The 24,557-nt window shown below is 72.3% G+C and carries 23 protein-coding genes and 1 tRNA gene; 12 read left to right on the forward strand and 12 right to left on the reverse strand.

The window, feature by feature from the left end; all coding sequences use genetic code 11:
• Positions 1 to 30 precede the first annotated feature (30 nt).
• The 7 genes from ACNJ93_RS12895 to galU all read right to left on the reverse strand — a co-directional run bounded on the left by ACNJ93_RS12895 (position 31) and on the right by galU (position 5,363).
• A tRNA-Ala gene (locus ACNJ93_RS12895) sits at positions 31 to 104 on the reverse strand.
• 74 nt (positions 105 to 178) lie between these two features.
• The gene (glpR, locus tag ACNJ93_RS12900; protein WP_418957541.1) at positions 179 to 1,216 is read right to left on the reverse strand and encodes a gephyrin-like molybdotransferase receptor GlpR; all 1,038 of its coding nucleotides are present in this window, start codon (positions 1,214 to 1,216) and stop codon (positions 179 to 181) included.
• Positions 1,217 to 1,358: 142 nt separating this feature from the next.
• Complete coding sequence (locus tag ACNJ93_RS12905) at positions 1,359 to 1,988, reverse strand: GNAT family N-acetyltransferase (protein ID WP_418957542.1); 630 nt, start codon at positions 1,986 to 1,988, stop codon at positions 1,359 to 1,361.
• Positions 1,985 to 2,566 (reverse strand): MogA/MoaB family molybdenum cofactor biosynthesis protein, encoded by a 582-nt coding sequence (locus ACNJ93_RS12910; RefSeq protein WP_418957543.1) that lies wholly within the window; start codon positions 2,564 to 2,566, stop codon positions 1,985 to 1,987. Before ACNJ93_RS12910 ends, ACNJ93_RS12905 begins: the two co-directional genes overlap by 4 nt.
• Positions 2,563 to 3,054: a cyclic pyranopterin monophosphate synthase MoaC gene (gene moaC, locus ACNJ93_RS12915; RefSeq protein ID WP_418957544.1), complete on the reverse strand. Its 492-nt coding sequence runs from the start codon at positions 3,052 to 3,054 to the stop codon at positions 2,563 to 2,565. The genes ACNJ93_RS12910 and moaC overlap by 4 nt, the downstream gene beginning before the upstream one ends.
• 100 nt (positions 3,055 to 3,154) lie before the next feature.
• Positions 3,155 to 4,456 carry a gephyrin-like molybdotransferase Glp gene (gene glp, locus ACNJ93_RS12920; protein WP_418957545.1) on the reverse strand — a complete coding sequence of 434 codons (1,302 nt, stop codon included), beginning with the start codon at positions 4,454 to 4,456 and terminating at the stop codon, positions 3,155 to 3,157.
• Between the two features lie 4 nt (positions 4,457 to 4,460).
• Complete coding sequence (gene galU, locus ACNJ93_RS12925) at positions 4,461 to 5,363, reverse strand: UTP--glucose-1-phosphate uridylyltransferase GalU (RefSeq protein WP_418957546.1); 903 nt, start codon at positions 5,361 to 5,363, stop codon at positions 4,461 to 4,463.
• Between the two features lie 95 nt (positions 5,364 to 5,458).
• On the opposite strand from galU, the gene ACNJ93_RS12930 reads away from it, so the two are divergent.
• Complete coding sequence (locus tag ACNJ93_RS12930) at positions 5,459 to 6,046, forward strand: 5-formyltetrahydrofolate cyclo-ligase (protein WP_418957547.1); 588 nt, start codon at positions 5,459 to 5,461, stop codon at positions 6,044 to 6,046.
• A gap of 116 nt (positions 6,047 to 6,162) precedes the next feature.
• Here ACNJ93_RS12930 and ACNJ93_RS12935 read toward each other — a convergent pair whose 3' ends face one another.
• A complete protein-coding gene (locus tag ACNJ93_RS12935; RefSeq protein WP_418957548.1) occupies positions 6,163 to 8,955 on the reverse strand; it encodes a penicillin acylase family protein in 2,793 nt (930 codons plus the stop codon).
• Between the two features lie 225 nt (positions 8,956 to 9,180).
• Between ACNJ93_RS12935 and ACNJ93_RS12940 the strand changes: the two genes are divergently transcribed.
• From ACNJ93_RS12940 to mscL, 6 genes are all read left to right on the forward strand, one after another.
• Positions 9,181 to 10,770, forward strand: coding sequence for a potassium/proton antiporter (locus tag ACNJ93_RS12940; protein WP_418961386.1), 1,590 nt, complete (start codon positions 9,181 to 9,183; stop codon positions 10,768 to 10,770).
• A 315-nt stretch (positions 10,771 to 11,085) separates the two neighbouring features.
• On the forward strand, positions 11,086 to 12,363 hold the full coding sequence (locus ACNJ93_RS12945) for an MFS transporter (protein WP_418957549.1): 1,278 nt from the start codon (positions 11,086 to 11,088) through the stop codon (positions 12,361 to 12,363).
• A gap of 68 nt (positions 12,364 to 12,431) precedes the next feature.
• Entirely contained in the window at positions 12,432 to 12,743 is a 312-nt protein-coding gene (locus ACNJ93_RS12950) for an FmdB family zinc ribbon protein (RefSeq protein WP_418957550.1), read from the forward strand.
• Positions 12,744 to 12,864: 121 nt separating this feature from the next.
• Positions 12,865 to 13,704 carry an S-methyl-5'-thioadenosine phosphorylase gene (locus ACNJ93_RS12955; RefSeq protein WP_418957551.1) on the forward strand — a complete coding sequence of 280 codons (840 nt, stop codon included), beginning with the start codon at positions 12,865 to 12,867 and terminating at the stop codon, positions 13,702 to 13,704.
• 167 nt (positions 13,705 to 13,871) lie between these two features.
• On the forward strand, positions 13,872 to 14,432 hold the full coding sequence (locus ACNJ93_RS12960; RefSeq protein WP_418957552.1) for an RcpC/CpaB family pilus assembly protein: 561 nt from the start codon (positions 13,872 to 13,874) through the stop codon (positions 14,430 to 14,432).
• A 72-nt stretch (positions 14,433 to 14,504) separates the two neighbouring features.
• Positions 14,505 to 15,041 (forward strand): large conductance mechanosensitive channel protein MscL, encoded by a 537-nt coding sequence (gene mscL, locus ACNJ93_RS12965; protein ID WP_418957553.1) that lies wholly within the window; start codon positions 14,505 to 14,507, stop codon positions 15,039 to 15,041.
• 31 nt (positions 15,042 to 15,072) lie between these two features.
• On the opposite strand, the gene ACNJ93_RS12970 is transcribed toward mscL, so the two are convergent.
• On the reverse strand, positions 15,073 to 15,273 hold the full coding sequence (locus tag ACNJ93_RS12970; RefSeq protein ID WP_418957554.1) for a hypothetical protein: 201 nt from the start codon (positions 15,271 to 15,273) through the stop codon (positions 15,073 to 15,075).
• Positions 15,274 to 15,353: 80 nt separating this feature from the next.
• Between ACNJ93_RS12970 and ACNJ93_RS12975 the strand changes: the two genes are divergently transcribed.
• The 3 genes from ACNJ93_RS12975 to ACNJ93_RS12985 all read left to right on the forward strand — a co-directional run bounded on the left by ACNJ93_RS12975 (position 15,354) and on the right by ACNJ93_RS12985 (position 18,613).
• Positions 15,354 to 16,520 carry a low temperature requirement protein A gene (locus ACNJ93_RS12975; RefSeq protein ID WP_418957555.1) on the forward strand — a complete coding sequence of 389 codons (1,167 nt, stop codon included), beginning with the start codon at positions 15,354 to 15,356 and terminating at the stop codon, positions 16,518 to 16,520.
• Positions 16,521 to 16,542: 22 nt separating this feature from the next.
• Entirely contained in the window at positions 16,543 to 17,706 is a 1,164-nt protein-coding gene (locus ACNJ93_RS12980) for a P1 family peptidase (RefSeq protein ID WP_418957556.1), read from the forward strand.
• A 130-nt stretch (positions 17,707 to 17,836) separates the two neighbouring features.
• Complete coding sequence (locus tag ACNJ93_RS12985; protein WP_418957557.1) at positions 17,837 to 18,613, forward strand: DUF6227 family protein; 777 nt, start codon at positions 17,837 to 17,839, stop codon at positions 18,611 to 18,613.
• A gap of 106 nt (positions 18,614 to 18,719) precedes the next feature.
• On the opposite strand, the gene ACNJ93_RS12990 is transcribed toward ACNJ93_RS12985, so the two are convergent.
• On the reverse strand, positions 18,720 to 20,189 hold the full coding sequence (locus ACNJ93_RS12990; RefSeq protein ID WP_418961387.1) for an MFS transporter: 1,470 nt from the start codon (positions 20,187 to 20,189) through the stop codon (positions 18,720 to 18,722).
• A 261-nt stretch (positions 20,190 to 20,450) separates the two neighbouring features.
• Here ACNJ93_RS12990 and ACNJ93_RS12995 point away from each other — a divergent pair, with 261 nt between their 5' ends.
• Positions 20,451 to 21,506 (forward strand): helix-turn-helix transcriptional regulator, encoded by a 1,056-nt coding sequence (locus ACNJ93_RS12995; RefSeq protein ID WP_418957558.1) that lies wholly within the window; start codon positions 20,451 to 20,453, stop codon positions 21,504 to 21,506.
• A 204-nt stretch (positions 21,507 to 21,710) separates the two neighbouring features.
• Here ACNJ93_RS12995 and ACNJ93_RS13000 read toward each other — a convergent pair whose 3' ends face one another.
• Both ACNJ93_RS13000 and ACNJ93_RS13005 read right to left on the reverse strand, forming a co-directional pair.
• On the reverse strand, positions 21,711 to 22,736 hold the full coding sequence (locus ACNJ93_RS13000) for a sigma-70 family RNA polymerase sigma factor (RefSeq protein WP_418957559.1): 1,026 nt from the start codon (positions 22,734 to 22,736) through the stop codon (positions 21,711 to 21,713).
• A 302-nt stretch (positions 22,737 to 23,038) separates the two neighbouring features.
• Positions 23,039 to 23,803, reverse strand: coding sequence for a dioxygenase (locus tag ACNJ93_RS13005; protein WP_418961388.1), 765 nt, complete (start codon positions 23,801 to 23,803; stop codon positions 23,039 to 23,041).
• A 203-nt stretch (positions 23,804 to 24,006) separates the two neighbouring features.
• Here ACNJ93_RS13005 and ACNJ93_RS13010 point away from each other — a divergent pair, with 203 nt between their 5' ends.
• Positions 24,007 to 24,516, forward strand: coding sequence for a MarR family winged helix-turn-helix transcriptional regulator (locus ACNJ93_RS13010; RefSeq protein ID WP_418957560.1), 510 nt, complete (start codon positions 24,007 to 24,009; stop codon positions 24,514 to 24,516).
• Positions 24,517 to 24,557 lie beyond the last annotated feature (41 nt).

Genomic DNA, 24,557 nt, shown 5'->3' on the forward strand with positions numbered 1-24,557 from the left:
CTTTCGATCGGACGGGATCCTCCGTGTCTGTGGACCTGAGGGGATTTGAACCCCTGACCCCCTCGATGCGAACGAGGTGCGCTACCAGTCTGCGCCACAGGCCCTTGCGACGTGTGAAACATTAGCATCCCGATCGGCGTGGTTGGAAATCCGATCCCCGCCGGTCACCGCCGCCTCGTCATTCGTTGGCCGCGCGCGGCCGGTCCTCGTCCGCGTACTGGTCGAACAGCGGCGTCCGCCCGTGGTCGCGGCCGCGGCGCTGCGGCGCGGCGCGCCGGCGCGGCGCCGGGTCGGGGGCCGGGGCGGGCGCGGGCTCGGCGGCCGTGGAGGAGCGGGCCGCGCTCCAGGTCTCCGGGTCCGTGATGTCGACGCCGCCGGTGGCGCGCGGGGCGACCGGGGCCGTCACGTACGTGGGCAGCGGCACCGGCACCGGGTCCCAGCTGTCGCCGCGGACCGGGCCGCGCTCGCGCTGCTGGTCCACCCACTCGGCGTGGTCGGTCTGCTCGACCAGCGCCCGGCGGCCGGCCTCCTGCGGGGAGACCGCGGCCCGGGGCTCCGGCTCGGGCCGGGCGGGCTCCTCGTCGGCCGCCTCCGGGGCGGGCTGGCGGCGCGGCCGGCTCTCGCGCAGTCGCTGCGCGGCGGCCTCGGCGCGCCGGCGGTCCATGACGTACACGAACCGCCGCCGCTCCTGCCGGCGCAGATGCACGATGTACGCGCTGAGCAGCACCGCCGGCAGGGCCGGGGCCCACAGGAACGCCAGGCCCCCGACCGCGGCGACGACCGAGCCGAGCGTGAAGGCGAGGAAGAGCACCACCGTGGTGCGCCGGCGGCGGGCGAGGACCTTGGAACGCCGGGCACGCTCGGCCGCCGGTCCGCCCGTGGGGCGCCGGCGGGCGGGCGCGGGCTCCTCGGGAAGCTCCAGGCGCGCCTCGGTCCTGGCCGCGGGCGCGGAGAAGGCCCGGACGTCGACCGAGCTGACGTGCTCGGTCACGGCGTCCGGGTCGGCCTCGGGCTCGTCGACCACATCGCGCTCCCGCAGCTCCCTGGCATACCGGCGCTCCATTCCCGCCCGTCCGGACAGGAGCCGGATGGCGGTGCTGAAGCGTTCCGTCGGACGGGCCTCGTTCAGCTCGTCCTGCCTGCGGAGCCACATCGGCACCAAGTAGGCGGCCCAGGCCCCGACGATGACTGCGTAGATGAGGCCGCTGCTGCTCACGCCTCACACCGTAGAGGGGTTCGCGTGGGGGCATCCGCCAATTGGGCCGGTGTGTCGCACGATCTGGCTGATATCACTGAACTTTTTTGTGATTGTTCAGATCGATTGGCGTCCGACTGCTGATTAAATTCGAACACCTTTGTTATTTCGCGGGGCGCGGGGGCGTCGGTCGTGCCTGGTGCCAGCGTCGCAGCAGCCCCTCCGGCACCTCCTCCGCGGTGAGCGCGAAGACCAGATGGTCGCGCCACGCCCCGTCGATGTGGAGATAGCGCGGCCGCAGCCCTTCCTCGCGGAATCCCAATTTCTCCACGACCCGGCGGCTGGGCCCGTTCTCCGGGCGAATGCAGACCTCCATCCGGTGCAGGCCCACCGAGCGGAAGCAGTGGTCCACGGCCAGCGCGACCGCGGTCGGCATCACCCCGCGGCCCGCCACGTCCCGGTCGACCCAGTAGCCGACGTGCCCCGAGCACATCGAGCCCCAGGTGATCCCGGCGACCGTGAGCTGGCCGGCCAGCCGCCCCCGGTACTCGATCACGAACGGCAGCATCCGCCCCGCGTTCGCCTCGGCGCGCAGGTGCCGCACCATCTGACGGTACGTCGGGCGCTGGGCGACCGGACCGCCCGGCGCGGGCGGCGGAACGGTCGCCTCCCAGGGCCGCAGCCAGTCCCGGTTGCGCTGGTTCACCTCGCGCCAGGCCCGGTGGTCGCGCAGCTTGATCGGGCGCAGGACGACGTCGCCGTCCCGCAGGACCACGGGCCAGGACGGGATCATGACGCCGGACCCGCTTCCCCGGCCGGTCTCGGGTGGTCGCCGCCGCGCAGCTGGTCCACCGCGTGCACCAGCAGCGGCTCCAGGACGGCGAGGCCGTCCCGCACCCCGCCGGTCGAGCCGGGCAGGTTCACGATCAGGGTGCGGCCCGCGACGCCCGCGAGCCCGCGCGACAGCGCGGCGGTGGGCACCTTCTCGCGGCCGTACGCCCGGATCGCCTCCGGGATGCCCGGGATCTCGTGGTCCAGCACCGCCCGGGTGACCTCCGGAGTGGCGTCGGAGGGCGAGACGCCCGTACCGCCGGTGGTGAGGACGACGTCGTACCCCGCCGCGACCGCCGCCCGCAGCGCCGCGCCGACGGGCTCGCCGTCCGGCACGACCTGCGGTCCGTCGACCGCGAAGCCCAGGGCCCGCAGGCCCGCGGCGAGGATCGGACCGCCCTTGTCCTCGTACACCCCGGCCGCCGCCCGGTTGGAGGCGGTGACGACGAGCGCGGAGTACGGCGCGGGCAGGGCGCCGCCGGCCACGGAAGGCGCGGGGGCGGGGGCGTGGCCCTCGTGCGCGGACGGGCCGCCGGTCATGACGCCGGCTCCTCGCGCGTCCAGTGGCCCGACTTGCCGCCGGTCTTCTCCTCGACGCGGACGTCGGAGATGACCGCGCCCTTGTCGACGGCCTTCACCATGTCGACGACGGTCAGCGCCGCCACCGACACCGCGGTCAGGGCCTCCATCTCCACGCCCGTGCGGTCGGTGGTCTTCACCGTCGCGAGGATCTCCACCGCGTCGTCCGCGACCGTCAGGTCCAGCTTCACGCCGGACACCGCCAGCGGATGACAGAGCGGGATCAGCTCCGGGGTCTTCTTCGCGCCCATGATCCCGGCGATCCGGGCCGTGGCGAGCGCGTCGCCCTTCGGGACGCCCTCGCCGCGCAGCAGCTCGACCACGCGCGGCGAGACGAGGACCCGCCCGCTCGCGCGGGCGGTGCGCGCGGTGACCTCCTTCGCGGAGACGTCGACCATGCGGGCCGCGCCCGCCTCGTCGATGTGGGTCAGTCCTTGCTCCGTGCTCATGGCCGTGACTCTCCCGGTCGCTGTGTGGGACGACACGGTACCGCCACCGTGCCCCGGCCGGCCGGGGAGGACCACGTGGCGGCCGGCCGCGCGGCCCCGCTCAGCCGAGCAGCACCACGTCCAGTTCCTCGCCCGGCTCCAGCGACGTCGTGTCCTCCGGCAGCACCAGCAGCGCGTCCGCGTGCGCCAGCGCCGCGACCAGATGCGAACCGGCCCCGCCGACCGGGCTGACCGTGCCGGACTCCGCGTCGTACCGGCCGCGCAGGAACTGCCGGCGGCCCTCCGGCGAGCTCAGCGCCCGGTCCGCCTTCAGCACCGCCCGCACCCGCGGCCGGTGCAGGTCCTCCACGCCCATCAGCGCCCGGATCGCCGGCCGCACGAACAGCTCGAACGACACGTACGAGGACACCGGGTTCCCCGGCAGCGCCAGCAGCGGCGTGTGCTCCGGACCGATCGTGCCGAAGCCCTGCGGCTTGCCCGGCTGCATCGCCAGCGTGCGGAACTCCACCTCGCCGTCCGCGGTCAGCGCCTCCTTGACCACGTCGTACGCGCCGACGCTCACCCCACCCGTGGTCACCAGCAGATCCGCCCGGATCAACTGGTCCTCGATCGCCTGCCGCAGCGACTCCGCGTCGTCGGTGACCGCGCCCACCCGGTACGCGATCGCGCCCGCGTCCCGCGCCGCGGCCGCCAGCGCGAAGCTGTTCGAGTCGTAGATCTGGCCCTCGCCCAACTCCTCGCCCGGCTGCACCAGTTCGCTTCCGGTGGAGATCACCACCACGCGCGGCCGGGGCCGCACCCGTACCGTGCCGCGGCCGATCGCCGCGAGCAGCCCGAGCTGCGGCGGGCCGAGGACCGTACCGGCCGCGAGCGCCGGCTCGCCCGCCCGCACGTCGCTGCCCTTGGCCCGGACGTGCGCCCGCGCCGCCGCCGGCCGGTACACCCGGACCTCGCCGCCCGCGCCCTCCGGCGCGGCGCTCGCCGCCCGCATCCCCGTCGCCGCGCCGCCGCCCGCGCCGCCGTCCGTCCACTCCACGGGGACGACCGCCTCCGCGCCCGGCGGCAGCGGCGCACCCGTCATGATCCGGGCCGCCTCGCCCGGGCCGACCGTCGGCAGGCCGCCCGCCCCGGCCGCCACGTCGCCGATCACCGTCAGCACCGCCGGGTACTCCTCGGACGCCCCGGCCACGTCCGCGACGCGGACCGCGTAGCCGTCCATGGAGCTGTTGTCGAACGGAGGCAGCGCGACCGGCACCGTCACGTCCTCCACCAGGACGCAGCCCTGCGCGTCCGGCAGCTGCAGCTCGATCGGGTCGAGCGGCCCGACCGCCGCCAGAATGTCGTCCAGGTGCTCGTCGACCGACCAGAGCCGGGCCGGCGACGGTGCCGTGCTGCTGCTCACCGCGCTACATCTCCTCGCTGACGAACCTGCGGAGCCAGGAACGGAAGTCCGGTCCCAGATCTTCACGTTCGCACGCGAGTCTGACAATGGCACGCAGATAGTCGCCCCGGTCGCCGGTGTCGTACCGCCGGCCCTTGAACACCACGCCGTGCACCGGCCCGCCGACCTCCTCGTCCGCGGCCAGCTTCTGCAGCGCGTCCGTCAACTGGATCTCGCCGCCGCGGCCCGGCTCGGTCTCGCGCAGTATGGCGAAGACCGCCGGGTCCAGGACGTAGCGGCCGATGATCGCGTAGTTGCTCGGCGCCTCCTCCGGACTGGGCTTCTCCACCAGGTCGGTCACCTTGACCACGTCGGAGTCGACGGTCGCCTCGACCGCGGCGCAGCCGTACAGATGGATCTGCTCCGGCTCGACCTCCATCAGCGCGATCACGCTGCCGCCCTGGCGCTCCTGCACCTCGACCATCCGCGACAGCAGCGGGTCGCGCGGGTCGATCAGGTCGTCGCCGAGCAGCACCGCGAACGGCTGGTCGCCCACGTGCGGCTCCGCGCACAGCACCGCGTGGCCCAGACCGCGCGGGGCGCCCTGGCGCACGTAGTGCATGGTGGCGAGGTCCGTGGACTCCTGGACCTTCTCGAGGCGCTCGATGTCCCCCTTGCGGGTCAGCGCCTCCTCCAGCTCGTAGTTCCGGTCGAAGTGGTCCTCCAGGGGCCGCTTGTTGCGGCCGGTGATCATGAGGACGTCCGTGAGCCCGGCGTCCACCGCCTCCTCCACGACGTACTGGATGGCGGGCTTGTCAACAACGGGCAGCATCTCCTTGGGCGTGGCCTTGGTCGCCGGCAGGAACCGGGTGCCGAGGCCTGCGGCGGGGATGACAGCCTTGTTGACCCTGGGGATCGACTCAGTCATGCCGTGCACCTTATCTGCTCGGTATGGAAGAAAAGATGAGGCTCCGATCGAGTTCCGAGCCATACGACCGACTAAGAGAGGTTTGTGACCCCATCGTGCCCGAGGACAAGTCCGACAAGACGATCCTGCGCCGCCAACTGCTCTCCGCCCGGGCCCGTCTGAGCGGCGCGGACGTCGACGCCGCCGCCCGCGCGCTGGCCCGGCAGGCGCTCGGGCTGCCCGAGCTCGCCGGGGCCGGCACCGTCGCCGCGTACGTCTCCATCGGCACCGAACCCGGCACCCGCGCCCTGCTCGACGCCCTGCGCGAGCGCGGGGTGCGCGTCCTGCTGCCGGTGCTCCTGGACGACAACGACCTGGACTGGGCCGCGTACGAGGGCGCCGACCGGCTGGAGAAGGCCCGCCTCGGGCTGCTCGAACCGGCCGGCGAACGCCTCGGCCCGGACGCCGTCTGCGCGGCCGACACCGTGCTGCTGCCCGGCCTCGCCGTCGACGCCCGCGGGCTGCGCCTGGGGCGCGGCGGCGGCTCGTACGACCGGGTCCTCGCCCGGCTCGCCCGCGCGGGCGCGGAACCGGCGCTCGTGGTGCTCCTCTACGCGAACGAGGTGGTCGAGCGGGTCCCGGAGGAACCGCACGACCACCCCGTGCAGGCGGTGGTGACACCGGAGGGCGTCCGCCGCTTCTGAGCCGCCGGGCGGCGGGCTGCCGGCCGGTTCTCGCGGCTGGCGGCCGGCCGGTTCTTCCGGCTGGCGGCCGGCCGGTTCTTCCGGCTGGCGGCCCGCCGGCTGCGGCGCGCGGCCGGTCAGTCCGTGTTCGGCTTGAGGACCAGGGTGTCCTTCGTCGCCGCGGACACCGCCTGCTCGCCGTACGGCCAGTCCAGCAGCTCGCCCTCGGCCCACGTGTCCGTCTGGTCCGTGTAGTGCCCGTTGTACGCGTGGCCCGAGGCGCCGGTCAGGTTGATCCACCGGGACCGGTCCCAGTCGCCGACGTTGACGACCATCCGCATCGACGGCACCCAGATCACCTCGTACCCGGCGGCCGCGTTCCAGCCGGTCGCGTTCACCGCGGCCTCGCCGCCGCCGAGGTTCCACGGGCCGCGGTTCAGCATCGACTGCAGGAAGCCGGGGCCGGCGGTGCCGAGCGTCTGGTTCTCCAGGGTCAGCTGGTGCAGCCGGCCCCACGACCAGGTCGACACGTCCTTGCCGAGCTTCGCCGTCAGCTCCCAGCGAGCGTCCTTCATCGCCTGCGCGAGCAGCTGGTCACGGGTCTCGGTGGGGGCGTTGGTCCGGTTGCCCGGCGTCTTCCACCAGTCGCTGTTCTCGTTCTTCAGCAGCGGGCGGACCACCTCGTACCAGCGGTCGCCACCGTCCGGCTGCGCCGAGTCGGCGTCCCGCTGACCGCACTCGCGGACCAGCTTGTTCTGCTCGTCGACCGGGCCGGTGGAGTCCGCCTTGCGGACGTTGATGCAGTCGCCCTCGACCCGCAGCTCCTTCGGCAGCTTGTTGCCGAAGGCCAGCTTGAGCACGTTGCGCCAGACCGCGTTGAAGTACGCGGCGGCCGCCGAGTCCGGCTCCTGGGTGTAGTCCCAGCCCTCGAGCAGCTTCTGCGCCTCGCGGACGTACGGGTCGGAGACGTCGATCTTCAGCAGCAGCGGGTTCAGCAGCGTGGCGATCTCGCTGCGGTTGTCCGTCTGCATGGTGCGCATGTCGTCCGGCGAGATCTTCCCGCCGTCCTTGATCTTCGACTCGATCAGGTCGTTGATGCGCTGGCTGCGCGCGCCGTAGCCCCAGTCCTTGGTGAGCAGCTCCGGGTAGTCGGCGTTCACCACGGCCTGGTTGGCGGTGACGATGTAACCGCGCTTGGGGTTGTACTCGTAGGGCAGCTCCTCGTACTTGATGTAGCCCTTCCACTTGTACGAGGAGTCCCAGCCGGGCGCGGGCACGGTGCCGTCGCCCTTGGCGCGGACCGGGATCTTTCCGGGGGCCTGGTAGCCGATGTTGCCCTGGGTGTCGGCGTAGATCAGGTTCTGCGAGGGGACCTGGAACTTGGCGGCGGCGGCCTGGAACTGCTTGAAGTCCTTGGCCCGGTTCAGCTCGAACACGGCGTCCATGGACGTGCCGGGCTCCAGCGCCGTCCACTGCAGCGACACGGCGTAGCCGTCGCCGCGGTCGGGGGCCTCGGTCTCGACCGGGGCCTCCTCGCCGACCCGCTCCAGCTCCGAGGAGCGGTCGGAGACCAGCGGGCCGTGGCCGGTCTCGCGGATCGTGATGAGGCGGCTGCCACCGCCGGCGATCTTGATCGTCTCGTCGCGGACCTTGAACGGCCGGAGGCGGCCGTCGACCAGGTAGCCCTTGTCGCTGACCTTCTCCAGGTACAGGTCGGTCACGTCCGCGCCGAGGTTGGTGAAGCCCCAGGCGATGTCGGCGTTGTGGCCGATGATCGTGCCGGGCGTGCCGGAGAAGGTGTAACCGGCGACGTCGTAGCGGCAGCTCGCGGAGACCGTGCGGCAGTGCAGGCCCATCTGGTACCAGAGGCTGGGCAGCTGCGGGGCGAGGTGCGGGTCGTTGGCGAGCAGCGGCTTGCCGGAGGTCGTGTACTTGCCGGAGACGACCCAGGAGTTCGAGCCGATGCCGTTGCCGTTGGGGCCGAGCAGGGCCGGGATCTCGTCGAGCGACTCGGAGAGCGCGCCGAGCTGGGTCTCCATGGCTGCGACGGCGTCGGCGGGCGAACCGGCGGCCGGGGAACGGCCGTCGGCGCCCTGCGCTCTCGGGCCGTTCCGACCGCTCTGGCCGTTCTGGCCGTTGTCGCCGTTCTTGGCGCTGCGTGCCTTGGGGTCGAACTTCCCCGTCGCCTCGTCGACGGCGCCCTGCGTGACGATCGGCTGGTGCAGCGCGTACGGGTACGCCGGGTACAGGTCCTTGATCTGCTGGGCGCTCAGCCGGCTGGTCATGAGCGAACGGTCGATCTCGTCCTGCATGTTGCCGCGCAGGTCCCAGGCCATCGCCTTGAGCCAGGCCACCGAGTCCACCGGCGACCACGGCTCGATCGTGTAGTCGTGGGAGAAGGCGAGGGCCGCGTACTCGACCGAGACCTCCTCGTTGGCCTTGCCCTTGAGGTAGGCGTTGACGCCGGCCGCGTACGCCTTGAGGTTCTTCTTCGTCTCCTCCGACAGCACGCGGTCGTACTCGGTCTGCGCGATCCGGCGCCAGCCGAGGGTGCGCAGGAAGGCGTCGGTGTCGACCTGGCTCTTGCCGAACATCTCCGACAGGCGGCCCGCGGTCATGTGCCGGCGGACGTCCATCTCGTAGAAGCGGTCCTGCGCGTGGACATAGCCCTGCGCGCGGAAGAGGTCCGCCTCACTGTCGGCGTAGATCTGCGGGATGCCGTAGGCGTCGCGCTTGACGTCCACCGGGCCGGACAGGCCGTCGATCTCGATCGTCCCGGAGGTCTGCGGGAACGAGGCCCGCACGGTGCTGACGCCCCAGTAGCCGCCGTACCCGACACCCGCGAGCACTGCCAGAACCAGGACGATGACGATCAGGCGGGCGCGTCGCCCCTTCTTCTTGGCGGGAGGGGCGGTGGTGTTGGAGGGCATCGCTGTCCTTCGAGCGGCAGGGTGGTCCTGGAGTGCTGGGAGCAACCATAGGCGCAGCGCTCCCCGGGCCCGGACGCGGAGTCAGTAAGGAGACAGGAAGGAGACCTACGGGGGCCGATCTCGTCCTCCGGCGGCGTCAAGAAAACGTTAAAGATTAGGTAAGGTAACGAAGTACCGGCTGTCGGAGGAACGATCCGGCGGTCGTCGAGGGGAAGGGATCGCGCACTGACTGTCCACCAGCTCAACGAACTCCTGCTCGTCTGCTCGCTCGTACTGCTCGTCGCCGTCGCGGCGGTGCGGATCTCCTCCCGCAGCGGGCTCCCCAGCCTGCTGCTGTATCTCGGCATCGGGGTCCTGATCGGGCAGGACGGCATCGGCAACGTCGCCTTCGACAACGCCGAACTCACCCAGGTCATCGGCTACGGCGCGCTCGTGGTGATCCTCGCCGAGGGTGGTCTGGGCACCCAGTGGAAGGAGATCAAACCCGCGTTGCCCGCGGCGGCCGTGCTGTCGACCGTCGGCGTCGCGGTGAGCGTGGGCATCACGGCCGCGGCCGCGCACTATCTGATCGGACTGGAGTGGCGGCAGGCGCTGATCATCGGCGCGGTCGTCTCCTCGACGGACGCCGCCGCGGTCTTCTCCGTGCTGCGCAAGGTGCCGCTGCCGTCCCGGGTGACCGGCGTCCTGGAGGCCGAGTCCGGCTTCAACGACGCCCCCGTCGTCATCCTCGTCGTCGCCTTCTCGGCGGCCGGGCCGGTCGAGCACTGGTACGTCCTCGTCGGCGAGATCGCCCTGGAACTGGCCATCGGCGCGGGCCTCGGCCTCGCGGTCGGCTTCGCCGGCGCGTACGGGCTGCGGCGCATCGCCCTGCCGGCCTCCGGCCTCTACCCGATCGCCGTGATGGCGATCGCGGTCACCGCCTACGCGGCCGGCGCCCTCGCGCACGGCTCGGGCTTCCTCGCCGTGTATCTGGCCGCGATGGTGCTCGGCAACGCCAAGCTCCCGCACCAGCCGGCCAACCGCGGCTTCGCCGAGGGGCTCGGCTGGATCGCCCAGATCGGCATGTTCGTGCTGCTCGGTCTGCTGGTGACCCCGCACAACCTGGGCCAGGACTTCTGGGCGGCGGTGGTCATCGGCCTGGTGCTCACGGTCGTCGCCCGGCCGCTGTCGGTCTTCTTCAGCCTCCTTCCCTTCCGGCTGCCCTGGCCGGAGCAGGCCCTGATGTCCTGGGCCGGACTGCGCGGCGCGGTGCCGATCATTCTGGCGACCATCCCGATGGTCGCCGGGATCAAGGACAGCGAGCGGCTGTTCAACATCGTGTTCGTCCTCGTCGTCGTCTACACGCTGGTGCAGGGTCCGACGCTGCCGTGGCTGGCGAAGGCCCTGAAGCTGGGCGACCGCGCGGAGGCGGCCGACCTCGGGATCGAGTCCGCGCCGCTGGAGCGGCTGCGCGGGCATCTGCTGTCGGTGGCGATCCCGGAGGAGTCGAAGATGCACGGCGTGGAGGTCGCCGAGCTGCGCCTGCCGGCCGGGGCCGCGGTCACCCTGGTCGTCCGGGAGGACAAGAGCTTCGTCCCCGGCCCGACCACGGTGCTGCGGCGCGGCGACGAACTGCTGGTCGTCGCCACGGACCCGGTGCGGGACACCACCGAGCGGCGGCTGCGGGCCGTGGGCCAGGGCGGCAAGCTCGCCGGCTGGCTGGGCACCGCCGGGGCGACGGGCGTGGTCCGCGGCGACGCGGACGGCGCCCGCCGGAGCCGCGGCCGGGGCGGCGGCGCCGGTGGTGGCGGCGCCGGCGGCGGCCGGAACGGCTGACGCCCCGCCGAGGCCGCCTCCCCTGCCACGACTGTCCGCCCCGTTCCGCCCCGTGAAGAACGTCCGGTTAATCACAGGCATACATCGGGGACGGTCGGTGTTTTCCCAGGCGGGAACCGACTGTTCCCTGTACCATGAAGGAACACACTGATCGACCAACTCTGCCTGACGCAGAGCTGGCGCGACCGTATGGCGGCCGTGACACCCCTCCCGCAGCGGGGTGCCTGGTATCTACCGCAGTTCCGCGCAAGAGGACAGCTCTCGGCGACTCCCGGCACCCCAGGAGCGCTACCAGGCGGCAGAAAGGCCAGGACCGTGGCGTCCACGGTCACCACGTCCGCTGCGAAGCGCCCCGGGTACGGACAACTCCTGCGCACCCCCGGCGCCCTTTCCTTCCTCCTGCCCGGCTTCCTGGCCCGGCAGCCCTTCGCGATGCTGACCATCGGCATCGTCCTGCTCGTCCAGCACACCACCGGCTCGTACGGCAGCGCCGGCGCCGTCGCCGCCGTCACCGGCGTCTCGATGGCCCTGTTCGCCCCGCAGAGCGGCAAGCTCGCCGACCGCTTCGGCCAGCGCGCCGTCCTGGTCCCCGGCGTCCTCATCCACACCGCCGCCGTCGCGACCCTGGTCACCCTCGCCCTCGCCGGCGCCCCCATGTGGGCGCTGATGCTGGCCGCCGTGCCCAGCGGCGCGTCCGTCCCGCAGATCGGCCCGATGGTCCGGGCCCGCTGGGCGGCCAAGCTCGACGGCAACCCGCTGATGCCCACCGCCGCCGCCTGGGAGTCGGTGACCGACGAGTTCACCTTCGTCGTCGGCCCGGTCCTCGCGACCGCCCTGTGCACCGGCGTCCACCCGGCGGCCGGCCTGATCGCCGAGGCCGTGCTGACCCTGGTCGGCGGCCTGTTCTTCGCCGCCCAGCGCGCCACCCAGCCCGCGTTCGGCGCGATCGCCGCCGCGGCCTCCGAGCCCCCCGTCTCCGCCCTGTCCGTGCCCGGTGTCCGCGTCCTCGCCATCGCCTTCCTGGGCATCGGCTCGGTCTTCGGCGGCATGCAGGTCTCGCTGACCGCCTTCTCCGAGGAGATCGGCAACCCCGGCGTCAACGGCGTCCTCTACGGCGTCTTCGCCGCCGGCAACATGCTGGCCGGCATCGCCTGCGGCGCCATCGCCTGGAAGATCGGCCCGCGCCGTCGCCTGATCCTCGGCTACATCGGTCTGACCATCGCCGCCTCCCTCCTGTGGTCGGTCCACTCCGCGCTGCTCCTCGGCGCGCTCGGCCTGGTCGTCGGCCTGTGCATCGCCCCGGCCCTGATCACCGGCTACACCATCGTCGAGACGCTCGTCCCGGCGTCGGCCCGCACCGAGGCCTTCACCTGGCTGACCGGCGCCGTGGCGCTGGGCCAGGCCGCGGCCGTCACCGTCGCCGGCCGCCTGGCCGACGCGCACGGCGCGAGCGCCGGATTCCTGGTGCCCATGGCCGGTACGGCACTGGCCCTGGCCACCCTCGTGACCCTCCGTTCCCGCCTGGCCCCCCAGGCGTCGGGCCGGATCGCCGCACGTGGTATCGGTCACCGAGTGCCGGTGACGGTGGACTGAACCGGCGGAATACGTCACTATGGATCGTCGTTAGCACTCATCGAGTGAGAGTGCCAGGAGGAAGACAAGTGCCGACCTACCAGTACCAGTGCACCGAGTGCGGCGAGGGCCTCGAGGCGGTGCAGAAGTTCACCGATGACGCTCTGACCGAGTGCCCCAGCTGCAAGGGCCGCCTGAAGAAGGTGTTCTCGGCCGTCGGCATCGTCTTCAAGGGCTCCGGCTTCTACCGGAACGACAGCCGCGGCTCGTCGTCCAGCAGCTCGCCGGCCTCGTCCAAGTCGACGACGTCGACGTCCACGTCCTCCTCCTCGTCGGACTCCAAGCCCGCCGCGAGCACGTCGAGCTCCTCGTCGTCCTCCGGCACCACCTCGGCCGCCTGACCGGCGCCGCACCGACTCTTCCTGTGGACCCCGCCCTCACCCGGCGGGGTCCACAGGCGTTCCCCCGCCCGCCCGCGGCCACCACGGTTAGGGTGAGTCCCATGGCGACGAGGGGGGCGGCGTGACGAAGCCGTACGCGGACATTGGTGTGATCGGCGGATCGGGTTTCTACTCCTTTCTCGAAGACGTCACCGAGGTGCGGGTCGACACCCCGTACGGAGCCCCCAGCGACTCCCTGTTCGTGGGCGAGCTGGCCGGACGACCGGTCGCCTTCCTCCCCCGGCACGGTCGCGGCCACCGGCTGCCGCCGCACCGCATCAACTACCGGGCCAATCTGTGGGCACTGCGCTCGGTCGGCGTCCGCCAGGTCCTCGGACCGTGCGCGGTCGGCGGCCTCCGGCCCGACCACGGCCCCGGCACCCTGGTCGTCCCAGACCAACTCGTCGACCGGACGAAGGCCCGGGCCCAGACCTTCTTCGACGGCGAGCCGCTGCCCGACGGCACGACCCCGAACGTCGTGCACGTCTCCCTCGCCGACCCGTACTGCCTCGACGGCCGCCGGGTCGTGCTGAAGGCGGCACGAGGGCGCGGCTGGGACCCCGTGGACGGCGGCACGATGGTCGTCGTCGAGGGCCCGCGCTTCTCGACGAGGGCCGAGTCGCGCATGCACTCCGCCGCCGGCTGGTCGATCGTCGGCATGACCGGCCATCCGGAAGCGGCCCTCGCCCGCGAACTGGAACTCTGCTACACCTCCCTGGCGCTGGTGACGGACCTCGACGCGGGAACCGAGACGGGCGAAGGCGTCTCGCACTCCGAGGTCCTGCGAGTGTTCGGTCAGAACGTCGAACGGCTGCGGACCGTGCTGTCCGACGCGATCGGAGCGCTCCCCGCGACGACAGACCGGGACTGTGCGTGCACGCGAGCGCTGGACGGCTGGGACCCGGGAATCCGACTCCCGTGAACACTGTCCACCCGGCCGGCCCGGGCGGGCAATCGCCGTCAAGAGTGAGCAAGTTGTCCACAACCGCCGAGTCATCCACAGGCGTCAGCAGGATTTCCCCGGAGGGCTGATCGTGGAGGTGCTCCGGACGTCCCGGGGCCTCTCGCACGAGACAGGCGGTGTCCGTCATGACCTTCACCCCCCAGCCCTCCACGCCCGGCACCCCGCCCGCCGGCTGCCTGCCGCACGTACCCGAACCGGGCACCGTGCCGCACTTCCCGCCCGTACGAGTACGCGGCGGCCGCCGGCGGCTGCGGCGAACCCTGCGACGCACCCGTCGCGCACCCGCCGCGCTGCTCGCGACGGCCGCCGTCGCCCTCGCGGCGACGGGCGCGGCGAGCGCCGTGTCCACGCAGGACCCCGCCGGCCGCGAGACGGCCGCCCGCGAGAAACGCAAACCGCCCGCGATGCGGCTGGTGTCCGCACCCGTGCGGATCGCCGACGCCGCGACCGTCCGCCTGCTGCGCCCCGGCGACCGGGTCGACGTCATCGCCGCCGCGCACTCGTCCGCGGGTGAGCCGCCGGCCGCCCGCGTCATCGCGGCCGGCGCCCGCGTGGCGCGCGTTCCCCTTCCGAGCACGGACGCCTCGGACGACGGAGCGCTCGTCGTCCTGTCCGTCCCCCGCTCCACGGCGACCGCCCTCGCCGGCGCCGCCGCCTCCTCCCGACTGGCGGTGACCCTGTGCTGATTCGCACTGACGGACCGTCAAGTCACCTGTCTGTGTGTACGGATTGGACGTTCCTGCACCCTTCACGGCGTAATGGCTCCGCCAACTCCACAAGCGACGAAAGGCGTCCTGGTGAGCCAGAAGCAGAACGAGAGCGTGCTGGAAGGCTTCAAGGCCTTCCTGATGCGGGGGAACGTGATCGACCTGGCGGTCGCGGTCGTCATCGGTGCCGCCTTCACGAACATCGTGAACTCGGTCGTGAAGGGCGTCATCAACCCGCTCGTCGGCGCGTTCGGCACCAAGGACCTGGAGAGCTACCAGTCCTGCCTCAAGGGCCCCTGCGAGGTCGACGAGGCGGGGAACGTCGTGACCGGCATCCCGATCATGTGGGGCACGGTCCTGAGCGCCGTCCTAAGCTTCCTGATCACCGCCGCCGTCGTCTACTTCCTCATGGTCCTGCCGATGGCGAAGGTCCTCGCCCGGAGGGCCGCGCAGGAGAGGGCGAGGGAAGGCGTCCAGGAGACGATCGAGGTCAGCGAGCTGGAGGTGCTCAAGGAGATCCGCGACCACCTCGTCCAGCAGCGTGGCTCCGGCGATGTGAACGCGACGGCGGGACGCCCCACCTCCTAGCCGGCTCCCGCCGGCCTCGGAGGGGCCGGCGTCAGAGGTGGTGCGGCGGCTTCTCGTCGAGGAACCGCGCCAGGTCGGCGGCACTGTCGCCGCCGGGAGGCCGCTCGCCCCACCCGCGGTCCGTATCGTCCGCGGACTGCTGGTCCAGTGGATCGTCGAAGATCAGCCTCGGCTTCGGACGAGCCTCGGGCTGCTTCGCGTCTCGCGGTCCGTGGGCGGGGGCGGTACTCATACCTCCAGGGTACGCCGGGGCATCACGCCGACCGCGTGCCGAGCGTGGCCCTCCGCCCGGCCCTCTGCTGTGCTGGGCGCATGACACAACCGTTCCTGCCGCTCACCGCGCGCTCCCGCGAGGAGTCGCACCGCGCCGCCACCCCGCTCGAGCTGTTCTTCGACCTCTGCTTCGTCGTGGCCGTGGCCCAGGCGGGCGCGGAGTTCGTGCACGCGGTCGCCGAGGGCCACGCCGGCGAGGGCCTGACCTCGTACGCCCTGGTCTTCTTCGCGATCTGGTGGGCGTGGATGAACTTCACCTGGTTCGCCTCGGCCTACGACAACGACGACGTGCTGTACCGCGTCGTCACCCTCGTCCAGATCGCCGGTGTGCTCGTCCTCGCCGCGGGTGTCTCCCGGGCCTTCCAGGACCACGACTTCCTCGTGGTCTACCTCGGCTACCTGGTGATGCGGCTGGCGATGGCCACACAGTGGCTGCGGGCGGCGCACCACGCCGGTTCGCCGGACGAGCGGACGATGTGCCGCCGGTACGCGGGCGGCGTCATCGCCGTCCAGATCGGCTGGATCGCGCTGCTGCTCGTACCGGAGCCGGCCCGCCCGTGGGTGTTCGTCGTGATGGCCCTGTTGGAGCTGGCGGTCCCCGTGTACGCGGAGAAGGACGCCACGACGGCGTGGCATCCGCACCACATCGCGGAGCGGTACGGACTCTTCACGATCATCGTTCTCGGTGAGTCGATCGCCGCGGCGACGGTGGCCGTGAAGTCCGGGGTGAGCGAGAACGACGCGCTCGGCGAGCTGCTGCCGATCGCGGCGGGCGGGCTGCTGATCGTCTTCGCCGCGTGGTGGATCTACTTCGTCGTGCCGGCGCACGACCGGCTCCAGGAGAACCGGCAGGGCTTCCTCTGGGGTTACGGCCACTACGTGATCTTCGCGTCGGCGGCGGCGATCGGCGCGGGCATCGAGATCGCGGTCGAGCAGGCGGTGGGCAAGGCGCACCTGTCGACACTGGCCGCCTCGTCGGCTGTCACGATTCCCACGGCGGTGTTCCTGCTGTCGGTGTGGGTGCTGCACGCCCGGTACTTCAAGGTGGGCATCGCCCAGCAGCTGGTCCTGCCGGTGTCGGCGCTGGCGATCCTGATGTGCACCTTCGCCGGCCACTGGGCGGTACTGGCGGCCGGCCTGGTCGCGGCGGCGACGGTCGCCGTCGGGGTGACGCTGACCCAGCGCAATCCGGCCACCCGGCACTGACCGCCGTGGTAGGCAGAGCGGCATGACGCATCAGGAGGCAGACGGGCAGGGACGCGCGAGTCGGTGCGGCGGACTCACGGACGTGGCCGGCCTGCGGGTCGGGCACGCGCGGGTCGCCGGACCGGGGGCCTTGAGCGGGACGACCGTCGTCCTCGCCCCGGAGGGCGGGGCGGTGGCCGCCGTGGACGTCCGCGGCGGCGGGCCGGGGACCCGGGAGACGGACGCGCTGGACCCGCGCAACCTGGTCCAGCGGATCGAGGCGGTGGTGCTGACCGGAGGCAGCGCGTACGGGCTGGAATCGGCGGCGGGCGTGATGGCCTGGCTGGAGGAACAGGGCCGCGGGGTGCGGGTCGGGCCCGACCCGACGCACGTGGTGCCGGTCGTGCCTGCGGCCTGCGTGTTCGACCTGGGTCGCGGCGGCGACTTCAGGGCGCGGCCCGACGCCTCGACGGGCCGGGCCGCCGTGGAGGCCGCCGCCGCCTCGGAGCGCGGCGCGCCCGTGGAGTGCGGGGCTGTGGGCGCGGGCACGGGCGCGGTCGTCGGCGGCATGAAGGGCGGCGTGGGCACGGCGAGCACGCTCCTGCCGTCCGGCATCACCGTGGCCGCGCTGGTCGTGGTCAACGCGGTCGGCTCCGCGCTGGACCCGGCGACCGGGGCACTGTACGGCCGGTACTTCGAACCGCCGTACGGAGCGGGTGGGGTGGGCGGAGTGGGTGGGGTGGGCGGGGGAGGGGAGGGGGAGGGGCCCCTCCCCCCGGCCCCGGTGGTTCCCGAGCCGGAGGTGCACGCCGCAGCGATGGAGCGCCTCGCCCGGGCGGTCGGGACGAACGCGCCGCCGCCGATGAACACGACGCTCGCGGTGGTCGCCACGGACGCGGACCTCACGCGGGCGCAGGCGCAGAAGCTCGCGGGGACGGCGCACGACGGCATCGCGCGCGCCATCCGTCCGGTGCATCTTCTGAACGACGGCGACACCGTCTTCGCGCTGGCGACCGGTGAGCGTCCGCTGCCTTCGGAGGGCGGTCCGCTGTCCCCGAACGAGATCCTCGCGGCGGGCGCGGACACCGTGACACGGGCCATCGTGCGGGCGGTTCTGGCGGCGGAGGGGGTGTCGGGGCCGGGCGGCGAGTTCCCCTCGTACACCGAGCTGTACAGCGCCGGAACGGTGAAGAAGGAAGGCGCGTAAGGAAGTTGGGGGCGTGCGGGAACTTCGTACGCTCCCCCTTCGTTTTGCCGAACCCCGGACACGATGTCAGACCCAGGGGCTACGTTAAGCGAGCACCACGTGACATGCGGCGACGGCCTGGAGACCCACCTTGAACGATCCTCACGATCCGTACGAGACGACCGAGACGCACGTCGAGCGGCTCCTGGGCCGGGCCCTCAACTCCTTCGAGCTGCCCGACGCCACGATCGAGCTGCTGGAGGGCGCCCTGGCCCACTCCTCCACCCTGCACTCCTCGCACCACAGCGCGACGCTGCACCGCAGCACGTACCGGCACACCTTCCTGCTCGCGGACGGCACCGCCCTGAGCCTGTGGGAGCTGGTGCACAACAGCGGCCGCGGCGGCGCCGAGCACCACGAGCTGTACGCCGACGAGGCGGAGGCCACGCTCGCCGCCTCCCGGCTGCCGGCCGGCTTCGAGGGCGACTGGGACGTGGAGCGGTTCGGCGTGCTCGCCAACGACCCGGACGACGAGCTGCAGAACGATCTGGAGATGCTGACCGAGCTGCTGTCCCGGCCGATGCCGCGTCAGCCGAGGATGTACGTGCCGGACAACTCGGCGGACCACGCCCGCCGCGTCCTGCGGCGCGCCGAGAACGCGGACCGGCCCGGGGAGGAGACCGCGCGCCGGCTGCGGGTGGCGTTCGCGCATCACATCACGCAGGCGTTCGGGCGGCACTGCCCGGTGGAGGGCCGGGACGCCGGCTTCACCCTCTACGAGCACGCCTTCCTGCTGCTCGACGGCAGCGAGTTGAGCCTGTGGGAGGTCGAGCACACGGCGACGCCCGACGGGCGGCACATGTGCGAGGTGTACGAGGACGAGGGCCGGGCCCGCGAGGCGATGGAGTCGCGGGCACGGGTGCGCTGAGCCCACCGACAGTGCCATATCCGGAGTGCCGACTTCGCGTACGAGGGCGTGGGCCCGGGGTGTCTTCCCCGGGCCCACGCCCTCGTTCACCGTGATGCTTCGGGACTCAGCCCGCCAGGGCCGGCTCCTTTGCCGCGTTCTCCGTGGAGTCGGCGAAATCGACGCTGTCGGCGGACTCCGCGCCCTCCACGTGCTGCTTCGGCTTGGCCGGCAGCGCGAACATCACCAGGAAGATCACCAGGAGCACTCCGGCCACCCAGCCCAGCGCGTTCTGGAAGGCGTCCGCGAACGCCGGGCCCACCTCGGCCGGTATCTGCCGCAGCCGCTCCTCGTCGATGGCGCCGAAGAAGACCACCGACACCAGCCCGAGGCCGAGGGCGTTGCCCATCTGTCCGGTCGTGTTGATGAGGCCGGACGCCGAACCGGCGTGCTCGCGCGGGACGTCGGAGAGGACCGCGTCCGTCAGCGGGGCGACGATCAGGCCCATGCCGACGCCCATCACCACCAGCGGAAGGATCATCTGCCAGGGCTGGACGGACGTGCCGTACCGGTCGGCCTCCCAGATGTAGAGGAGCACTCCGGTCGCCATGATCAGCGCGCCGGACTGGAGGACTTTACGTCCGAACCTCGGCACCAGCTTCTGCACGGACATGCCTGCCGCGATCGACACCGCGAGGGAGAACGGCACGCCGGTCAGGCCGGCCTTCAGCGGGGTCCAGCCGAGCCCGGTCTGCATGTAGAGCGTCCAGACCAGGAAGAACACGCCCATCACGACGCCGAAGGTGAGCTGGACCGCGATGCCGGCCGCGAAGCTCTTCACCTTGAACAGGCTCAGCTCGACCAGCGGCGAACCGTCCTTCTTCGTCTTGTACTTCTCGTACGCGACGAGCGCGCCGAACACGAGCGGGCTGCCGGCCATCATCAGGTGGCCCCACAGCGGCCAGTCCAGCTCGCGGCCGCGGGTCAGCGGGTAGATCAGCATGAGCAGCGCGACCGTCACGAGCAGCACGCCGACGAGGTCGAGGCGGAGCGCCTTCGGTGCCTTTGACTCGGTGATGAACTTCCGGCCGAGGATGATGCCGGCGATGCCGACGGGCAGGTTGATGAGGAAGATCGGCCGCCATTCGAGCCCGAAGAGGTTCCACTCGGTGAGGAGCGCGCCGAGCAGCGGGCCGGACACGGCGCCGAGGCCGATGATCGCGCCGAACAGGCCGAAGACCTTGCCGCGTTCGTGGGCGGGGAAGGTGACGTGGATGATCGACAGGACCTGCGGGACCATCATCGCGGCCGCGGCGCCCTGCAGCAGGCGGGAGGCGACGAGCATCTCCGGGTCGGCGGCGAAGCCGCAGAGCGCGGAGGCGACGGTGAATCCGGCGGTGCCGAGGAGGAACAGCCGCTTGCGGCCGTAGATGTCGCCGAGGCGGCCGCCGGTGATCAGGCCGGCGGCGAAGGCGAGGGCGTAGCCGGCGGTGATCCACTGGATGGCACCGAAGGTGGCGCCGAGGTCGCGTTCGATGCTGGGGATCGCGATGTTGACGATCGTGGCGTCGACGAGGTCCATGAAGGCGGCGGTCATGACGATGGCGAGGGCGATCCACCGCCTGCGGTCACCTGCCGCGCCGCCTTCGGGATGCGTCGCTTCGGCTCCGGCAGCGGACGTCCCTTCCGCTCCGGCGGCGGGCGTCGCTTCCGTTCGGGCGGGGGCGGTCGTCGCCGTCGTGCCGGCAGTCTCGGGGGCCGCCGGGGCGACGGCGTCGGCGTCGTGTGCACTCATGGGAGGGACAGTAGGAGCGATGTAGGTCAGGCCATGTCCTAGATGGCCCTCATGCTGGAACGCATGACGGACACCCCGGCACGACTACTGAATCTGCTCTCGCTGCTGCAGACGCCGCGCGAGTGGCCCGGCAGCGAGCTCGCCGAACGGCTCTCGGTCTCCCCGCGCACGATCCGCCGGGACATCGACCGGCTGCGGGACCTCGGCTATCCGGTGGAGGCGACGAAGGGGACGACGGGCGGGTACCGCCTGGTGGCCGGTATGGCCATGCCGCCGCTGCTGCTCGACGACGAGGAGGCCGTGGCCATCGCGGTCGGCCTGCGGGCGGGGGCCGGGCACGCCATCGAGGGCGTGGAGGAGGCCTCCGTACGGGCCCTGGCGAAGCTGGAGCAGGTGCTGCCGTCGCGGCTGCGGCACCGGGTCTCCACGCTGCAGAACGCGACCATCCCGCTGACCCGGGGCGACGGCGCGACCGTCGCCCCGCAGACGCTGACCGCGCTGGCCGGCGCGGTGACCGCGCGGGAGCGGCTGCGGTTCGGGTACCGGGCGGGCGACGGCGCGGAGAGCCGTCGGCTGGTGGAGCCGTACCGGCTGGTGTCGACGGGGTGGCGCTGGTACCTGGTCGCGTACGACCTGGGGCGCGAGGACTGGCGCACCTTCCGCGTGGACCGGGTCAGCGACCCGTTCCCCACGGGGGCGCGGTTCACGGCGCGGGAGCTTCCGGCGGGGGACGCGGCGCAGCTGCTGAAGCGGTCGATCGCGCGGTCGCAGGAGGAGTTGGTGCTGGACGTACGGTTCGAGGCACCGGCGGAGTTCGTGGCCGCGCGGCTGCCGGGGCATCTGGCGCCGGTCGCCACCGGGCCGGACACGTGCCGGCTGCGGGCCCGTACGGCCGACTCCGTGGAGTGGCTGGCGATCCGGCTGGCGCTCGTGGACGCGCCGTACACGATCCATGCCCCGGTCGCGCTGCTGGCGTACACCCAGGACCTGGCGGCCCGGCTCGGCGCGGCGACGAGTGCGGCGACGAGCGGTGCGGTGGAGGGTAGGGCGGGAGCCAGGGCCGAGGGGGCGTGGGCCGGCGCCGACGGGGCGAGTGCCGGTGGTGGTGCGGACGGCTGAGTCGGGCCTCTGAGGGCCCGAATCGAGCACGCCCGGCGGCCGAGTCGGGCTTGCGACCACGGCGCGCATGTCTCCTGCCACGCGCGGGGCCCGGGCCGTTCGGCCCGGGGTTCCCCTGCGGCGCACGGGACTGCGGCTGCGGCTCGCCGAGCAGCCGCTCGGCTTCGGGGCCTTCGCGGTCCGTCCGGCGGGGGTCGCTCGGGGTCAGGCCACCGCGTCGAAGCCGGTGTCGTGCGCCATCTTCTTCAGTTCCAGCAGCGCGTGCTTCTCGATCTGGCGGATCCGCTCGCGCGTCAGGCCGTGCTCCTTGCCCACCTCGGTCAGCGTGCGCTCGCGCCCGTCCTCGATGCCGTACCGCATGCGGATGATCGAGGCGGTGCGGTCGTCGAGCTTGTCGATCAGGTCGTCGAGCTCCTCGCTGCGCAGCAGCGTCAGCACCGACTGCTCGGGCGACACCGCGGAGGTGTCCTCCAGGAGGTCGCCGAACTGGGTCTCGCCCTCGTCGTCCACCGACATGTTCAGCGAGACCGGGTCGCGCGCCCAGTCGAGGACGTCGATGACCCGCTCGGGGGTCGAGCCGAGCTCCTCCGCGACCTCCGCGGGCTCCGGCTCGCGGCCGTGCTCACGGTTGAACTCGCGCTGGACGCGCCGGATCCGGCCGAGCTCCTCCACCAGGTGGACGGGGAGCCGGATGGTGCGCGACTGGTCGGCTATGGAGCGCGTGATGGCCTGGCGGATCCACCACGTGGCGTACGTGGAGAACTTGAAGCCCTTCGTGTAGTCGAACTTCTCGACCGCGCGGACCAGGCCCGCGTTGCCCTCCTGGATCAGGTCGAGCAGTGGCAGGCCGCTGCGCGGGTAGCGTCGCGCGACGGCGACGACCAGGCGGAGGTTGGACTTGATGAAGAGGTCCTTGGCGCGCTCGCCCGCCTCGACGAGGGCCTCGAGCTCCTCGCGGGTGGCGCCGGCGGCCTTGCTGTCCACCTCGCCGTCGAGGATCTCCCGGGCGTACACGCCCGCCTCGATGGTCTGGGACAGCTCGACCTCCTTGGCGGCGTCGAGAAGCGGCGTACGCGCGATCTCGTCGAGGTACATGCCGACCAGGTCGCGGTCGGCGATCTCGCCGCCTGCGCGAACGCTGCTCGCCCTGCTGCGGCCGCTCGCGCTGCTCGTGGTGCTGGTGCTGCTCGTGGCGGACGACTGACGACGGGCGACGGCACGGGTTGCCATGCGTGCTCCCTTGCTGAGTAGGCCGCGACACCCTCTTCGGGTGCCCTGCATCCGACGGAAACAACGACTGGAATCAGGACAGAATTCCCACCCGGCGCATCGATTTTCGCGATCATGCAGTATCCTGCGCCGCCTCCGGGCGCGCCGGGGCTGTCGGAGCGAACGAAGGTGCAGGTCAGGCGGCTCCCTCGACGCCACTTCTTCCGACCTTCAGGACGCAGCCCCGCCCCGTACGGTTGCCCGGTGCCGCGCCGCGTACGCAGGCCGGCGGGCGTCGGAGGCGGCGCGGGAGCGGCAGCCGTTCACCCGAACTGCACGGACCGCTTCGCGAGCCCCATCCAGAACCCGTCGATGACGCTGCGCCCCGCCCCGAGGTCGCCCGCCGCGTCCGCCGCGCCGAGGGTGACGAACAGCGGCGCGAAATGTTCGGTGCGGGGGTGGGCGAGACGTCCGGCCGGGGACTTGTGGACGAAGTCGAGCAGCGCGTCGACGTCCTGCGCCTCCAGGGCACGGTGGCCCCAGTCGTCGAACTCGGCCGACCAGCCGGGCACCCCGCCGGCGTGCCGCAGGGCGGCCAGGTTGTGGGTGAAGAAGCCGCTGCCGACGATCAGGACGCCCTCGTCGCGCAGCGGGGCGAGGGCGCGGCCGATGTCCATGAGCCTGCGCGGGTCGAGGGTGGGCAGGGAGATCTGGAGGACGGGGATGTCGGCGTCCGGGAACATCTCGACGAGCGGCACGTACGCGCCGTGGTCGAGGCCCCGGTCGGGGATGTCCTGCACGGGCGTACCGGGTGCGCGCAGCAGCTTGCGGACGGATTCCGCGAGCGCGGGCGCGCCGGGGGCCGCGTACCGGACGCGGTAGTAGTGCTCGGGGAAGCCCCAGAAGTCGTACACGAGCGGCACCGTCTCCGTCGCGCCGAGGGCCAGGGGAGCCTCTTCCCAGTGCGCGGAGACCATGAGGATCGCCGTGGGGCGGGGCAGGTCGGCGGACCAGGCGGCGAGCTGGCCGGGCCAGACGGGGTCGTCGGCGAGCGGCGGTGCGCCGTGGGAGAGGTAGAGGGCGGGCATGCGGGCAGGGGCGGGGTCGGGAGTGGTGGCGGGGGTGTGTGCCGCCGGGGCGGTCGCCGGGAGGGCGCTCGTGCGGGTGTCGTCGCTCATGGCGGCGCCTCCGATCTTCATCCGAAAGTCGACGGAAGTGATTGAATCTTCAAGCTTGATGACATGACGAGCTTAGATCCGATCTAGTTCAACTTTCAAGAACGGGTCGTACGATGGATCTCATGACCACGGCATCCCAGGAACCCCGCTGGCTGAGCGACGAGGAACAGCACGTCTGGCGCGCCTACCTCCACGCCACCACCCTCCTCGACGACCATCTCGACCGCCAGCTGCAGCGCGACGCGGGCATGCCGCACGTGTACTACGGGCTGCTCGTGCACCTCTCCCAGGCCCCCCGCCGCCGGATGCGGATGACCGAACTGGCCCGGAACGCCAAGATCACGCGCTCCCGGCTCTCGCACGCGGTCGCGCGCCTGGAGAAGAGCGGCTGGGTGCGCCGCGAGGACTGTCCCTCCGACAAGCGCGGCCAGTTCGCGCAGCTGACGGAGGAGGGGTACGAGGTGCTGCGGCAGAGCGCGCCCGGGCATGTCGCCGCCGTGCGGCAGGCGATGTTCGACCGGCTCTCGCCGGAGCAGGTGAAGCAGCTCGGCGAGATCATGCGGGTGATCGCGGAGGGCCTCCAGCCCACGGACCCGGACGCGGACCTGCCCTGGCTCCGCTGAGCCGAGCTCGGCGGGACCAGGGCAGGGGGACGCCACGTCAG

This window comes from Streptomyces tritici, assembly GCF_048500665.1.
Classification (GTDB): Bacteria; Actinomycetota; Actinomycetes; order Streptomycetales; family Streptomycetaceae; genus Streptomyces; species Streptomyces tritici.